We start from the raw sequence: 15,295 nt of genomic DNA, 5'->3' as shown, positions 1-15,295 counted from the left end.
AAAAAAGTAATTATCAGATAATCGCTCCGAACTGTTTTTGGCAATTTTATCAATTAAATTCCGCTTCACATAAGTTTTGTATTTTAAGAAAGGCTCTATGCTGTCGTTTTTTATTGCCGTCGGAAAATCACTTTCTTTTTGATAAATGTCTTCGTAAAATTCAGGAAGCACAACATCTGGTTTTACCCCAATATATTGATGGCTTTTTCCCGTTATTCTGTAAAATTTATTGATTGTAATTTTTAAGAAATCAGTGCTTTTTTCGTCGTCAAGCGGAAGAATAGTCTGCATAGTAGCTTTTCCGAGCGTATTGCTACCTAATAAAAGTGCGCGGTTATAGTCTTGCATAATCGAAGCAAAAAACTCGCTTGCCGAAGCCGTATTGCTGTTTACCAATACCACAATTGGACCTCTGTAAATAACACCTTTAAAAGGATCATTAATTACAGATTTTTCTTTTTTACTGTCAATTACAATTGAAAGCGGACCATAATCTACAAACATTCCTGCCAGTTTGATAGCCTCTTCCATAGAGCCGCCGCCATTGTCAATAAGATCAATGACAAGGCCTTTTATGCTGTCTCTTTGCAGTTTAATAACTTCACGGGCAACGTCGTCTGCGCAACCTTTTCGGCTGTTGCCATCAAGATCGGCATAGAAACTCGGAATTTTGATGTAGCCAATTTTGCTGTCTTTACCAATAATGAAACTGAAAACCGAATTTTCTTCATCTTTCATCATTTGTTTTTCGATATAAACATCAAAACTTTTGCCTGAATTGCGTTTTAAAGTAAGTGTAATATGTTTGTTATTTTCAGATAAAATCATGGATGATATCGATTCCAAAGAAGCACAAGAAACCTGAAGCGTTTCTTTCTGATTGGAAATCGAAATAATCTGATCGCCTTTTTTTATCTGCCCTGTTTGATACGCAGGCCCGTTTGGATCTACCTCATCAATAATAATTTCATTTTTCTCGTTCAAATTAACCGTCATTCCAAGCGACAAATGTTCTTTTGATAAAGAAGCAACAAAACTCGTTTTAGAATCATCGCTAAAATAAGTCGTATGCGGATCAAAATATGTGCAGAAGAAATTATAGAGTTTTTCTTCCTGTTTTGTATCAGAATCTATAAGTGTGCTAAAACGGCAGATTTCGTTAGTAAGAATTCTATTTTTTGAAGCCTTTTCAATAGATGGGAAATTAGCTTTTACCGAATCTAAATTTTCGCTCATTTCAGCAATGTCGTCTAAGATCTGATAACGCAGTTTTTTTATCCAAACCTTTTCCATGTCTTCTTTTTTAAGATAGAAAGAAAAAGATTTTTTATAAAAACGTATAGTGTCTTTCTTATTGTAATCGATCGGAATGGTCTGAATTTTTTCTAAAACTTTTTTAGTGCGTATAAGACCATTTACGTATGTAGCTTTAATATCAGTAAGAAAACTGCAGTCGTTCTTTAGAATTAAATCGTCCAAATTGTAACGATATTTCTTAGCCATTTCATCATATTCGCTCTTAAAAAAGATATTGCGAGAAGGATCTAGTTCGTTAATGAGATTGTCAAAAACGAAAACAGAAAGACTGTCATCAACAGGTTTTGGTCTTAAGTGTTCTGCTTGAATAAGCGCATTTATTTTGTTTAATATTTCACAAGTTTCTGCGCTGTTCTGACCAAAGGATATAGTTGATGTCAGCAAAAAAAGGAGTAGTGAAATCTTTTTCATAAATGGAAATTCATGGGTTCATGATTAAAGTTACACTAATTTTTTTACAAATTGTAGTATTTTTTGCAAAATATCGACAACCAAAAGTATTTAACCGTTAAACGAACAAACCTCAAAATAAATCGCCAAAAGTAGATTTCTCTAAAAACAAAAAATGCGTTACCAACGTAACGCATTTTCTACTTTATTTCGATAAAAATTATTTCTTGTAGAATGGCAATTTTACCACTTTAGCAGGAACATCATTTTTTCTGATTCTAATAAAAATATCGCTGTCAACTCCGCTATGAGCAGTTGTAACATATCCTAAACCAATTCCTTTGTTCATAGAAGGCGACATTGTTCCAGAAGTTACAATTCCGATTACCGCTCCAGAGCCATCAACAATTTCGTAATCATGTCTTGGCACTGCACGTTCTTGCATTTCAAAAGCAACTAATTTTCTTGTAACACCAGCTTCTTTTTGCTTTTTAAGTGCTTCAGAATTAGTGAAATCTTTAGTAAATTTCGTAATCCATCCTAAACCAGCTTCAAGCGGAGAAGTTGTGTCGTTAATATCATTTCCGTAAAGGCAGAATCCCATTTCTAAACGTAAAGTATCTCTCGCTGCAAGACCAATTGGCTGAATTCCGAAAGAAGCTCCAGCTTCAAAAACTTTATTCCAAATTGCTTCAGCATCAACATTTTTGCAGTAGATTTCAAAACCTCCAGAACCAGTATAACCAGTCGCAGAAATAATTACATCGCTAAAACCAGCAAAATCACCCACTTCAAAATGGTAATATGTAATTGCAGATAAATCAACAGAAGTCAAAGACTGCATAGCTTCAACCGCTTTTGGCCCTTGAATTGCCAATAAAGAATACTCATCAGAAAGATTCTTCATATCAACTCCCAAATCATTGTGAGAAGAAATCCAGTTCCAGTCTTTTTCAATATTCGAAGCATTTACAACTAGCAAATACTCTTCTTCTTTCATTTTATAAATAATCAAATCGTCCACAATTCCGCCTTCATTATTCGGAAGACAAGAATATTGCGCTCTTCCAATCGTCAAAGTCGACGCATCATTTGAAGTCACTTTCTGAATCAAAGCCAAAGCATTTGGACCTGTCAACAAAAATTCACCCATATGCGAAACATCAAAAACTCCCACGCTGTTACGAACCGTTTCGTGTTCAGCATTAACCCCTTCATAAGTAATAGGCATATTATAACCCGCAAAAGGAAGCATTTTCGCTCCTAAACCTTCATGTATGTGCGTAAGCGCAGTATTTTTCATTGTGTTGTTTTATAAAATTGTTTTGCAAATCTATTCAAAAAATATCAAATTTGAATGTCTTAAATTATAAATTTCGCAATAATTAGGAGCTATTTCCTGCTATCCGCTATATCTTTTTGTTTTTAAAGAAAAAACAAAAAGGATGCCGCTACTATCAGGGCTAGGAGAGACGTTTTCAAAAGAAAATTCAGGTTTTCAATTTTTTATGTAATTTTATTGTATAAAATCGTTCAGATGAAATCACCGTATTTAATTAATAAAGAAGAAATTCTAAAGCTATACAAACCCATAGATTCCAAAGCACACAAAGGTACACAAGGTCATGCGGTGATTATTGCGGGAAGTTATGGTAAAATAGGAGCAGGAGTTTTAGCTTCAAAATCCTGCCTAAAATCAGGTTGTGGACTCGTAACGACTTTTATACCCAAATGCGGTTATCAAATCCTTCAAATTTCAATTCCCGAAGTAATGACCGTAACCGACGAAAATACCAATTTCATCACCAATATTCATTTACCTTTAATTCCACAAGCCATCGGAATTGGCCCAGGAATAGGAAAGGAGCTTGGAACACAAAAAGCCTTATTCGAATTTCTGCGAATAAATAAAGCGCCTTTAGTTCTTGATGCAGATGCTTTAAATATCATTTCAGAAAACTTATCTTGGTTAGAATTAGTTCCAGAAGACACGATTCTAACACCTCATCCAAAAGAACTAGAACGTCTTATTGGAAAATGGAATTCAGAAGCGGAGAAATTTCAAAAAACAATCACTTTTTCAGAGAAATACAAAGTCATAGTCGTCATGAAAGGCGCACCGACATTCATTATAAATCGAACTTCAGTTTACGAAAACACAAGCGGAAACGCAGCACTCGCAACCGCAGGAAGCGGCGATGTCTTAACCGGAATTCTAACAAGTCTTCTCGCTCAAGGTTACGAGCCAAAATACGCCTCAAAACTAGGTGTTTACCTCCACGGACTTACAGCCGATTTAGCTCTCCCAAAAACAGGTTATGAATCTTTTACGGCTTCTACAATTATAAAATATCTTGGAAAAGCTTTTTTGAGTTTAGAGGTTTAACCGCAAAGAGCGCGAAGAATTACGCAAGGTTCGCAAAGTTTTTTTTAGTCTCGCAAAGTCGCAAAGTCTTTTCTTATATTTCTTTGCGACTTCGTGACTTTGCGATATTTTTTTAATCCAACACTTAAATCATCTTATATAACTTATATGGTTCAAAATTGCATCCTTAGCGTAAATCTTAGCGTGCCTTGCGGTTAGAAAAAATTAGTAAGTTTGTAATATGAAAAACAACTTCGATCTCAGAACGGTAAACGTTACCCGTTATATAACTCCACTACGCGAAGGAGGTTCTTTACCAGCCTTAGCAGAAGCCGACGACGATTTTAAATACGTTTTAAAATTTAGAGGTGCCGGACACGGCGTAAAAGCCCTAATTGCCGAATTAGTAGGCGGACAAATCGCAAAAGCCTTAAAATTACAACTACCAGAATTAGTATTCGCAAACCTTGACGAAGCTTTCGGAAGAACAGAAGGCGATGAAGAAATTCAGGATTTATTGCAAGGAAGTCAAGGATTAAATTTAGCGCTTCACTTTTTATCTGGCGCAATCACTTTTGATCCAGCTGTAACAACTGTAGATGCTAAATTAGCTTCGCAGATTGTTTGGTTAGATGCCTATATCACCAATGTTGACAGAACTTTCAGAAATACCAATATGCTGATTTGGCATAAAGAATTATGGCTGATCGATCACGGAGCATGTTTGTATTTTCATCATTCTTGGAACAATTGGGAACAACATGCTAAAAGTCCGTTTGCATTGATAAAAGATCACGTTTTATTGCCACAAGCTTCACTTTTAAAAGAAGTTGATGCCGAGTTTAAAGCGATTCTTACACCAGAAATTTTAGAAGAAATTGTCAATACAATTCCACTAGACTGGTTGCAATGGGAAGATGCCGACGAAACTCCAGAAGGATTGCGAAACGTGTATTTGCAGTTTTTAAAGACAAGATTAGAGAATTCAGAAATATTTGTAAACCAGGCTCAAAATGCAAGATAATCACTTATACGAATATGCTGTGATTCGTGTTGTGCCAAGGGTAGAGCGCGAAGAATTCCTGAATATCGGAATCATTTTGTTTTGCAAAAAAGCCAAATTTATAAAGGTTCTTTTTCATTTAAATAAAGAAAAAATACAAGCCCTTTCTGCCGATTTCGATATCGAACAGTTAGAATGTAATTTAACATCATTAGTTAAAATTGCCAACGGAGCAAAAGACGGCGGTCCAATCGCTGAGTTTGAAATTCCAGAGCGTTTTAGATGGTTAACGGCGATTAGAAGTTCAGCCATTCAAACCTCAAGACCTCATCCGGGTTTATGTGAAGATTTAGAGAAAACAATTCAGCGTTTATTTGAAGAATTGGTTCTTTAAAAAGGTTCAAAGGGACAGAGTTACAAAGGGACAAAGGTTTTTTATAGAGACGCACTGCTGTGCGTCTTTTTGTTTTTTATTAATAGTTGTGATTCCTCCTTCGTCGGAATGACAAACTAGGCGATTAAACCTGAAACCTGAAACTTGAAACAAACTAAACAAAAACTAAAAAACCACGAATTACATCACTGTAATCCGTGGTTTCTAACTAAAAACTAACTTATTATTTATTCTAATTCAATTAAAAAGAACCACAAACATTACCTCCTAAAGTAGGTCCTGCGTTTGCAGAAATATCAGCTTTAACTGCAGTTTTAGCCAATTTTACGATTGAGTAAGGTGGAGTAAAAGCAGTTCCGCTTCCAGCTTGATTTCCTGATGTGCTTGTAAAAACGTTATCTGTTGCTGTAACAGCAGTATAACCACTCATTAAATCAATTGGTGTTTTTACACCTTCAAAAACGTTGCTTTCTACAAAAATATTTGCTTCAAAACCTGCAGCAACACATTTATTGCTTACTGTACTGTTAAAGAAACTGTTTACAATATGTACTTTTCCAAAACGAACTCTAGGCATTCTTTCTTTACAACCTGGAGCCCACCAGCATCTTGCAAAAGTGATTCTCAATTTACCGCGGTCACCAGTTGCACCGTCGCTAGAACCAATTAAGTTAGAATATCTGTGATCGTCTGATCCTCCTGAACCTCCAGCTTTTGGTGGTTTTAAATAGTGGAATTTAGAATACGTAACAGAAATATAATCTGATTTGTTTTTGATGTCGAAGTTTCCGTCAACACCATCTCTAAATTCGCAGTGATCTACCCAAACGTTTGTACATTCGTCTAGAATAGCATTATCCCATCCGTCTGTATCGTAAGCACCTGGTCCTTCAAAAATCAAGTTTCTGATGATGATGTTTTTACATCTTTTAATGTTGATGATTCCAGAAGCATCTTTTGTTTGGTTAGTAGAAACCAGTTTTGCACCGCTAGCACCATAAATTGTTTTTCCAGTTTGATCTTGAAAAGACAATCTTGTAGTAACAGTAATTGTTCCAGAAACTTTAATCACTTTTACCGAAGCGTTTTCGATAGCCGATTTCAACTGAGCGTAAGTGGTAACTGTAGTTTCTGCAGCAGAACCACCACCAGTTGTACCTCCGTTTTGCGAAGCCCATCCTGGAACTTGAGCGCAATTTCCGATTTTACCTGTCGGATTAGTTGAGGCATCTACCGTAGCTTCGTTTGCCGGTTGAGTACTTGCTTCTGTGTTTGAAGCGATTTCTTCAGAATTACATGCCGTAAATCCGAGAATCAATGCTACTGCGAACATTGAAAGTTTTGATTTTAAGTTCATAATTAAGTTTGGTTATTTAAAAAGTTTGACACCGCAAAACTCAATATTATTTGTAGGAAAAAAGTTGAACAAGTTCAAACTTTTGTAAAAAAATCTACGAAATGTGTTTTTTTAACACTTGTAAATTTACAAAAATGCATAAATAGAGTAATTTTACGTAATCGATTACATTGTTTTGCCCCTAACTAACAATGAGTTGAGAAACAAATTTATTCTTAAACAAAAACCACAAAAATGTACAACCTACTAAGAAAAAACATTGAAAGGAAAATTCCGCTCACGGATGAAGAATGGGACATAATTGTCTCGAAAGCAGAGATTATTAAGCTGAAAAAGAATCAGTTTTTGCAAATTCAGAATTCGAACAGCAGTTATGAAGGATTTATTTTAAAAGGATCGTTCAAAACCTACATTGTAAATGAAAACGGAACAGAAACCGTAATTTTCTTTTCTTTTGAAAATGAATGGATTTGCGATCTCGAAAGTTTTTATCATCAAAAACCAACAACGTACAACATTAAAGCCATTGAAGACAGCGAAATAGTAGTTATCACTAAAATGCAAAAAGCGTATTTGTTTGCTGTAATTCCGAAACTCATTAAGTTTCATGTTCTCATGATCGAACGTGCCAATGTTGCCATTCAGCAGCGACTTTTGGATGTTCTCCAAAAAACTTCTAAACAACGATATCTAGATTTTAAAGAACGATATCCGCAAAAAGTAAGTTCGATAAACAACAAGAATCTCTCATCGTATTTGGGCGTTTCTCATGAGTTTTTATCGAAGATTAAAAGAACAGTTTCTTGATAAAATAAAATCTCGCAAAGTCGCAGAGTCGCAAAGTTTTTGAACCATATAAGTAATATAAGCTCAATTAAGCGGAAAACTTAAAATTCTTATATTACTTATATGGTTGTTTTTTCAATTAAACTTTGCGTCTTCGCGACTCTGCGAGATTAAAAAAATCTTAGCGAACCTTGCGTAATTCTTAGCATTCTTAGCGGTTAAACTCTCAAAGCTTTTTTTCCAAATAAATAAATTCCAAGGGAACTTCAGAAACCGTAGTATGAATATCACTTTCAGGAAAAGCCTCACGTTTTCCTGTATCGGCATATCCATGACGTTTGTACCACGCCACAAGTTCTTCACGAACCGAAATCACCGTCATAATAATACTTGACAACCCTAAAGACTTAGCATGATTTTCGGCTTCAGCCAAAAGCTTTTTTCCAATTCCGCTGTTTTGAAGTTCTGGCGAAACCGTAAGCATTCCTAAATACAATTGATCTCCTTTTTCTACCAATAAAACCGAACCGATAATGGTATTATTTTCTGTAAATTTCAGAATCGTATTTTTCGGATCCAAAAAGATTTCGGTCATTTCTTGTTCGTCGGTTCTTTTTCCTTCTAATAAATGCGCTTCGGTTGTCCAGCCTTTTTTAGAAGTTTCGCCTCTGTAAGCTGAATTTATTAAAACGGTTAATGCTGGAATATCTTCGAGTAATGCTTTTGTAATCATGTTATTTAATAAAAAATGAATTGCTGACAGCTTTAGCTGTGGGAACAAAGTTATAGTAGAAAATGGCTTTAGCCAAAATTTTTTAGTTTTTGGTTAAAGCCATTTCTAATGTTTATTTCGAATGTTCTGTCACATTGCATCCATTCGTCTTTTGTGAAATATATTATTCGTAGGTAAAATTTAATCTTCTGATCATTTGTTTGCCGCCATATGTGTTTGTGAATGTTTGAGTCATTACTGTCAAATATCCGTTACTGTCATAGTTGTAATCATAATCATATTTATAATCATATTTGGCTACGCCATCAACAGCAGTTTTAATTTTCCATTCTGTCACATGAAGCCAATCTCCGAAATTTTCTCTAAAAATAGGTTCACTGGAATAGATTCCCGCCTTACTATAATCTACCGTAATTTCGAAATTAGTTACTGTAATCCTGTCTTCAATAGTCTTAACAAGTTTATTGTCGATATAGGTAATTTTGACATAGTCTTTTTCGTTATCTATTGTCTCCACAAAAATTTTATCACCAACATAATTGTATGTAGTTTTAGTTTCTTTTTTTCCTACACGATTTTCAACACTAGCATCGGGTGAATCAGAGGTTCTTACTGATTGATTATATTGATAACTCCCTTCTTGTTTTATTAAACGGCCAATTTCGTCATAAGACAGATTTAATATTTTTCCATATTTATCCGTTATTTTAGTGATGTACCCTTTACTATCTAATTGATAAACATCAGTGGGATGAGTCTTAGCAATTAAACCGTCAGAGTCGTTGTAATTGAAATTACTTGTAATAATAAAATTATTAGTGCTACTACTTTTACTATCTATAGAGCTTAATCTTCCTTTAGAGTTGTATGAAAACTTTGTTTCTGTAATGTCACTTTTCACTTCATTCCCAGTAGCATCTTTAGTTATTGTAGCCGCATCGATCTTTAGAATACTTTTTAAGTTATCTTTCTTTGGAAAAAGCTTTACAGCTGGTCTTAAGATTTTTTGATTTGGCAATCTTGGATCGTCAATTTCTGGTGTATTTGGAGTAGGCTCTTGTGGCTCGACAACTTCAGGTTTAGTTGGTGTTGGATCTTGTGGATTTGAGTCTTCATTAGAAGAACAGCTAATAAACAATGTTGAGGTTGTAAATAGAAGTAGGGCGGTAATTTTTTTCATTCTAGTTTTAATGTCTGGTAATTTTGATTTGTTAGTTATTTAATATTGAGATTATAAAAAAGTGTAAAACTAAGTTACATTTTCATTATTTTTTTACGGAAACTCGTAAAATCCTTTTTTTTGATGACTCTGATGTGTAAATCAATTATGAATGCTAGTTAAGGGTTTGCTTTTTAATGGAAATATACATTTGTTCTGGAAAGAAGAGAAGTAAAAAAGAAGAGATTTTAAATTTCTATAAGTAAATATTTAAATAAAATTCTCCAAATTTGTAATAAATTGAAAACGAAATACTATGGCAAGAATTCATTTATTCGAATTTGAAGATCAGCAATGGCTTCCAGAATTTATTAGAAATTATATAACTGATTTTCTGCAATTTCTTTCGAATAAAACTGCCATGTACAAAGGCATAGTTCCTGTAATCGAAAAAGGATTAAAAGAAAGCCAAACCAATCAAATTATTGATCTCGCATCGGGTGGAGGTGGCGGATTAATTTGGCTCAACGCCCAATTGAGAAAAAACAATCCCGATTTAAAAATTCTGCTGACAGATTATTTTCCTAATATTCCTGCATTCGAACATACACAAAAAGAAGCCGACAATTTTGATTTTGTAAAAACTTCGGTCGATGCGAGAAACGTTCCCGAAAACTTAAAAGGACTTCGAACGCAGTTTTTGTCTTTTCATCATTTTAAACCGAAAGATGCGCAGCAAATTCTACAAAATGCTATTGACACCAATAGTTCTATTGCAATTTTTGAAGGGCAGGAGAGAAGTCTTCAGAGTATTATGGCCATGATTTTTTCGCCGATTAGTGTTTTACTAACTACACCTTTTATAAGACCGTTTCATATTGGAAGAATTATTTTTACTTACTTAATTCCGATTGTGCCAATTTTGATTCTCTGGGATGGCGTAGTTTCGTCTTTGCGAACGTATTCTGTTGACGAAATGAATGCTTTGGTTGCTAATTTGAACAATAAAGAAAATTTTAATTGGGAAATAAAGAAAGTAAAATCTGGACCTACAAAGATTTTGTATTTGTTGGGGACGAAGAAATAAAGCTGCATAAACTAGAACGCGGATAAAACGGATTTGCTTTCGCAAAAACGCTGATTTACACTAATTTTTTTAAATAATCTGCGTAAATCGTCGCTAGCGCTAGCGAGGGCTATTTTTTATTGCTTAAATCTTAGAAAAACTTTATTGGATCATTTAGAAATCGTGCAGCATTTGAAGCTTTAATGCTTTTTAAAATATATTCTAAATTTGGTTCGAAAATTTCTCCTTTTAAGTCAATTAAAACAAGATTATGTTTTTTGCAAAGTTTCAATATTGATTGAAGAATGTCTGTAATATTTGAAGCTTTTCTCAAATCAATTCTGAATTGAAATTCTTCTATTTGATTTGTATCATCTGTAAGGCAAATACAAGCATCATTATCTTCGTCTTTATTGCTGTCACCTTTCCAATTCAGATAAGTTTCATCACCCCAATTTGCTTTTGGAAGAATTTGATCAAGTTCTGAAATAATATCATTAGGACTGCCAACAAAATTTTCCCAATAAGAATTAGTGTCTGGTAAAAATTCAGTTTCGTTATCTTCAAAAATATTACAATTCTTATCAATAGAATTTTCTGGAACTACAATTAAAAGATATTGCCAAATTGCCATTTGTTCTTTATTTTGTTGGAACTAATAATTCTCTAACATCAACATCTAATACCTCAGCTATTTTTCTCAGAATTTCAATACTTGGTTGAGAATTATTATTGCAATAATTAGTTACCACAACATAACTTTTTTCAATTTTTTCGGCTAGCCATGTTTGCGTTCTCCCTTGTTGTTTTAGAACTTCTTTTATTTTGTTCATTTGAATATTAGCCATTAAGTATTTTTTATAACAATATTTAGTATAGAAAATTATTGTCTATTGATAGTTTATTTTGAATGTGTTAAATTATGATATAAAAATATATTGTAAAATATTATAATTTAATATATATTTGTATTGAAATTTAATATATAATTTATGAAAGCATACACTAAAGCAAATCTAGAACAGATCGTTATGATGCAATTGGAAAACCTAAACGCGATGAACGATTTATTGGCTATAATGAAATTACAGAACGAATTACTGCATAATGTAAACAAGAAATTAAAAGATGAAATTGCGGAGTTTAAGGAAAGTTGCTTTGCAAAACCAATAACTTATAAACGAAGTAATAGATGAGAATTAAATAATTAATACTAAGCTAGCGCGAGCGTCTCGCTCGTGCCCGTTCTAATTGGTTTTTGAATTTCTTTGCGTTCACGAGCGGGACGCTCGCACTAGCGGGGTGATCGTAACACTTCGTAGAACAGTTTTTTTTATTTTTTAAACAAGTGAATTTCAGCTAGTTTATCTAATATTAGTGTAGTTGTATCTTTACGTTCAACAGATTTTCTGTCATTAAAATCAATTTTTAATTCATCGCTTTCAATGAATTTAGCTGATTCATGAAAAAAATCTAAAGTTTTTTGTTCATCTTTTAGAATATCAAGTATTTGTTGACATTGTTTTTGCATTCTTCCTCTATCTTTTAGATTTGGAGAAATCGTTTTGGTTATTAAAAATCTAAATACCATTAATATTTGATATCTAAATCTTTTTGATTTAGAAAATAATTTATTCTCTTCTAAAAGCTTATCCAAATTATAATAAGAAAGAGAACTAATATAATATGGAAAATAATCATGGTCAGCATTAAAAATTTCTACACCAAGTTTTTCTATTAACTTTCCATAGTTTCCAGCAACGTTATGTGGATTATTCAAAAACATTGCCGATAATGATTTAATTTGACTTTCTCTATTTACAACTTTGTATAATTGTATGTCATCAGAGTTTTTGTATTGATTTGTCCTACGTTCATAAAATAATTTAGAATTATCTTTCGGCAAGGCGTTGTAATAATCTTCTAAATTTCTCTGAAAATCAGACAGAGCTTCTAATTCAACCGCATTAACTGCTGTTTGGTTATTTGTAGCACGAGTAATTTGACTTTTAATATTTTGATCATTGGTAACAATAATTTTAACAGGAACATGCATTAATTCAATTCCCTCAATGTTTCTATTTTCATAAAGAACATTGCTTGTTTGACAACCATTTACTATTTGATAATTAGTTAAAGTGATGGTTTCTCCTGGGCCTGTTATTTCCTCTGCTACTATTGTTACACCATTATTTAATATGCAAAACTGGTCTAAATTTCCTTTTTGTAAAGTACTTGAAATATCTTTATTAACTGGATTATTATCTTGTTCTAAATAATCACGTATGTTATCATCAAATACAGATTTCATTTTACCTGTATCGTCAATTATGATTTTCCTAAACTCTGAAAAAGGTAATAATCCTGAGTAGGCAACTGTAATCTCTTTAATAGTTGGAATATTTACTTTTCTTTCAAATTTTATTGTTGCTTCAACAGGTTCTTTTGTTTTTCTATATAAATTTTGAAGAGCTTTTGAGTCAATTGGAATAATTTCAACGGAATGAAATAAATCTAAATTTTCAATTTCATTTTTGTTTGAATTAATTACGCTTATTAAATTCGGGTCAGATTCCCATTTGCCATTAGTACAGAAATACAATTTGCAAATTGGATTTCTGTCTTTCATGTATTTTAGATTGGCATTATTATAGACAAATTCACGCATTTCTATTGCGTTTTTCATTTCATCTGTTGTAAACAAGTTTGACTCATCGCTAAAAAAGTTTTTTGTCCATCTGCAAAAGTTTTCAATATGCTGATTATTGAATGAATTTGATGTTTTAGATTGTATGAATATAAATGTAACAGTTAACATTCTATTCATTTCCATGACTTGCTTTATTTCACTTACATTCTGACACAATTTATTATTTACGATGATACCAATACCGTCTATTCCTTGTGTAGAATTTCCCGTACTAATTAGTTTTTCGTCAAAAGAAATAGAATCATATTCTTTGTTTATTACACAAAAATTGCAAAAATATTCAAATTTTTGACTTTCAATTAGTTTGGAATATCCTTTTCTATCTATAAAGTCGTTTAAAAAACCAGTTGTAATTAAATCCATTATATTATTTTCAGTTCTATTTTTAAAATTGCATTTAACTCATTTATATGCAAAACGAACTTTCGCATGTACACCTAAAATCGGGTAGATAAGCGAAGTTTTATTTCGTTTTCTTACTTCCAAATATATGTTTTTTTCTTACTAGATTTTTAAACTTGATATAAGATAATTAGTTTTAAAAAAAAATAAATCTAAAGAATACTTTATACAAAAGGATTAACTCAAAAAACAAAACGACTGAAAATAAATCTCAGTCGTTTTGTAATATGATGATAATGAATGATTACCCTAAAAAAGCCTTTAACTCCTCATAAGTCCCAATCTTCACACTAACTTTCTCCTCATTAATAACACTTTCAATTTGTGTTGGAATTGGAAGCGTAATTCCTAGTGCAGGTTCAACCACATCTAAGAATTTAATTGGGTGAGCGGTTTCTAAGAAAATACCAATAGCGTTCGGGTATTTTTCAAGTTCTTTTTTCAAACCTAAATAACCAACAGCGCCGTGAGGTTCTGCGATGTAACCGTCTGTGTTGTAAATTTGTTTCATGGCTTTTAGCGTTTCTTCGTCGGTGTAGCTGTACGAAGAAAAATCTTTTTCAAAAGCCTTTAAATCATTATTGTATAATTCCTGAATTCTAATAAAGTTACTTGGGTTTCCAACGTCCATTGCGTTAGAGATTGTCGCTTTAGAAGGTTTCGGGTCGTATTTTCCGTTTTCTAAAAATCTTGGCACCGTGTCGTTTACGTTTGTCGAAGCAACGAAATGTTCAATTGGCAAACCTAGTTTCTTTGCCATAATTCCTGCACAGATATTTCCGAAGTTGCCGCTTGGGCAAGAGAAAACCAATGGTTTGTTTTGGCTCTTCAACGCTTTGTAAGCAAAGAAGAAATAAAACATCTGTGGCAACCAACGCGCAATATTGATAGAATTCGCCGAAGTCAGGTTTTTGTGCGCTAAAGTTTCATCTAAAAACGCTTTTTTTACCATATCCTGACAATCGTCAAAAACACCATCAACTTCTAGCGCTTTAATATTTTGCCCTAAAGTCGTCAATTGTTTTTCCTGAATATCGCTCACTTTTCCTGACGGATATAAAATGACAACATCAACACCGTCAACGCCTAAAAATCCGCTTGCAACAGCGCCTCCTGTATCTCCAGAAGTCGCTACTAAAACGGTGTTTTTAGCATCTTTTTTGTCTTTATTGAAATAACCCAAACAACGCGACATAAATCGCGCTCCAACGTCTTTAAACGCCATTGTTGGTCCGTGGAATAATTCTAACGAATAGATTCCGTTTTCGACTTTCACAACAGGAAAATCAAAAACTAAAGTTTCCGCGATGATCTCTTTTAGTTTTTCTGCAGGTATTTCGTCGCCAACGAATTGTTTAATCGCTTCATAAGCAATTTCTTCGTGGCTTAAACTTTCGATTTTATCAAAAAATGAAGGATCAAGAGGCGTAATGCTTTCTGGGAAATATAATCCTTTGTCACTCGCCAATCCTTGTATTACAGCTTCCTGAAAAGAAACTTTTGGGGCATTATGGTTTAAACTGTAGTATTTCATTGGTTGTTTTTATTTTTAAACCATATAAGTAATATAAGTACATAAAACTTTATGTGCATTTTTATTAAATGAACTTATA

The 15,295-nt window shown here is 33.1% G+C and carries 15 protein-coding genes; 6 read left to right on the top strand and 9 right to left on the bottom strand.

Features of this window, described 5'->3' with window-relative positions; genetic code table 11:
* Both ACE01P_RS03285 and gcvT read right to left on the bottom strand, forming a co-directional pair.
* Positions 1-1,728 (bottom strand): S41 family peptidase (locus ACE01P_RS03285; protein WP_379694107.1); only part of this gene is annotated, 1,728 nt, incomplete at its 3' end.
* 199 nt (positions 1,729-1,927) lie between these two features.
* A complete protein-coding gene (gene gcvT / locus ACE01P_RS03280) occupies positions 1,928-3,010 on the bottom strand; it encodes a glycine cleavage system aminomethyltransferase GcvT (protein WP_379694104.1) in 1,083 nt (360 codons plus the stop codon).
* Between the two features lie 234 nt (positions 3,011-3,244).
* Between gcvT and ACE01P_RS03275 the strand changes: the two genes are divergently transcribed.
* The 3 genes from ACE01P_RS03275 (at position 3,245) to ACE01P_RS03265 (ending at position 5,469) form a co-directional block, all read left to right on the top strand.
* On the top strand, positions 3,245-4,093 hold the full coding sequence (locus ACE01P_RS03275; RefSeq protein ID WP_379694101.1) for an NAD(P)H-hydrate dehydratase: 849 nt from the start codon (positions 3,245-3,247) through the stop codon (positions 4,091-4,093).
* A gap of 220 nt (positions 4,094-4,313) precedes the next feature.
* Positions 4,314-5,096, top strand: coding sequence for a HipA family kinase (locus tag ACE01P_RS03270; protein ID WP_379694098.1), 783 nt, complete (start codon positions 4,314-4,316; stop codon positions 5,094-5,096).
* Complete coding sequence (locus ACE01P_RS03265; RefSeq protein WP_379694095.1) at positions 5,086-5,469, top strand: DUF3037 domain-containing protein; 384 nt, start codon at positions 5,086-5,088, stop codon at positions 5,467-5,469. Before ACE01P_RS03270 ends, ACE01P_RS03265 begins: the two co-directional genes overlap by 11 nt.
* 241 nt (positions 5,470-5,710) lie before the next feature.
* On the opposite strand, the gene ACE01P_RS03260 is transcribed toward ACE01P_RS03265, so the two are convergent.
* The gene (locus ACE01P_RS03260) at positions 5,711-6,826 is read right to left on the bottom strand and encodes a polysaccharide lyase family 1 protein (protein ID WP_379694092.1); all 1,116 of its coding nucleotides are present in this window, start codon (positions 6,824-6,826) and stop codon (positions 5,711-5,713) included.
* A 234-nt stretch (positions 6,827-7,060) separates the two neighbouring features.
* Between ACE01P_RS03260 and ACE01P_RS03255 the strand changes: the two genes are divergently transcribed.
* Positions 7,061-7,633, top strand: coding sequence for a Crp/Fnr family transcriptional regulator (locus ACE01P_RS03255; RefSeq protein ID WP_379694090.1), 573 nt, complete (start codon positions 7,061-7,063; stop codon positions 7,631-7,633).
* A gap of 205 nt (positions 7,634-7,838) precedes the next feature.
* Here ACE01P_RS03255 and ACE01P_RS03250 read toward each other — a convergent pair whose 3' ends face one another.
* Both ACE01P_RS03250 and ACE01P_RS03245 read right to left on the bottom strand, forming a co-directional pair.
* Entirely contained in the window at positions 7,839-8,345 is a 507-nt protein-coding gene (locus ACE01P_RS03250; RefSeq protein ID WP_379694087.1) for a GNAT family N-acetyltransferase, read from the bottom strand.
* Positions 8,346-8,508: 163 nt separating this feature from the next.
* The gene (locus tag ACE01P_RS03245) at positions 8,509-9,525 is read right to left on the bottom strand and encodes a hypothetical protein (protein WP_379694085.1); all 1,017 of its coding nucleotides are present in this window, start codon (positions 9,523-9,525) and stop codon (positions 8,509-8,511) included.
* Positions 9,526-9,820: 295 nt separating this feature from the next.
* On the opposite strand from ACE01P_RS03245, the gene ACE01P_RS03240 reads away from it, so the two are divergent.
* Complete coding sequence (locus ACE01P_RS03240) at positions 9,821-10,591, top strand: hypothetical protein (protein WP_379694082.1); 771 nt, start codon at positions 9,821-9,823, stop codon at positions 10,589-10,591.
* 130 nt (positions 10,592-10,721) lie between these two features.
* Here the strand turns inward: ACE01P_RS03240 and ACE01P_RS03235 are convergent, their stop codons facing one another.
* Positions 10,722-11,204 (bottom strand): hypothetical protein, encoded by a 483-nt coding sequence (locus tag ACE01P_RS03235; protein ID WP_379694080.1) that lies wholly within the window; start codon positions 11,202-11,204, stop codon positions 10,722-10,724.
* A 7-nt stretch (positions 11,205-11,211) separates the two neighbouring features.
* Positions 11,212-11,418 (bottom strand): helix-turn-helix transcriptional regulator, encoded by a 207-nt coding sequence (locus tag ACE01P_RS03230; protein WP_379694077.1) that lies wholly within the window; start codon positions 11,416-11,418, stop codon positions 11,212-11,214.
* A gap of 144 nt (positions 11,419-11,562) precedes the next feature.
* On the opposite strand from ACE01P_RS03230, the gene ACE01P_RS03225 reads away from it, so the two are divergent.
* Positions 11,563-11,766, top strand: coding sequence for a hypothetical protein (locus tag ACE01P_RS03225; RefSeq protein WP_379694074.1), 204 nt, complete (start codon positions 11,563-11,565; stop codon positions 11,764-11,766).
* A 137-nt stretch (positions 11,767-11,903) separates the two neighbouring features.
* Here the strand turns inward: ACE01P_RS03225 and ACE01P_RS03220 are convergent, their stop codons facing one another.
* Together ACE01P_RS03220 and thrC are read right to left on the bottom strand one after the other, a co-directional pair.
* Positions 11,904-13,643 carry an AIPR family protein gene (locus tag ACE01P_RS03220; protein ID WP_379694071.1) on the bottom strand — a complete coding sequence of 580 codons (1,740 nt, stop codon included), beginning with the start codon at positions 13,641-13,643 and terminating at the stop codon, positions 11,904-11,906.
* A 283-nt stretch (positions 13,644-13,926) separates the two neighbouring features.
* Positions 13,927-15,216 carry a threonine synthase gene (thrC, locus tag ACE01P_RS03215; RefSeq protein WP_379694068.1) on the bottom strand — a complete coding sequence of 430 codons (1,290 nt, stop codon included), beginning with the start codon at positions 15,214-15,216 and terminating at the stop codon, positions 13,927-13,929.
* Positions 15,217-15,295: the final 79 nt, after the last annotated feature.

This window comes from Flavobacterium sp. HJSW_4, assembly GCF_042436695.1.
GTDB lineage: Bacteria > Bacteroidota > Bacteroidia > Flavobacteriales > Flavobacteriaceae > Flavobacterium.
This window is presented reverse-complemented; position numbering and strand designations above follow the sequence as displayed.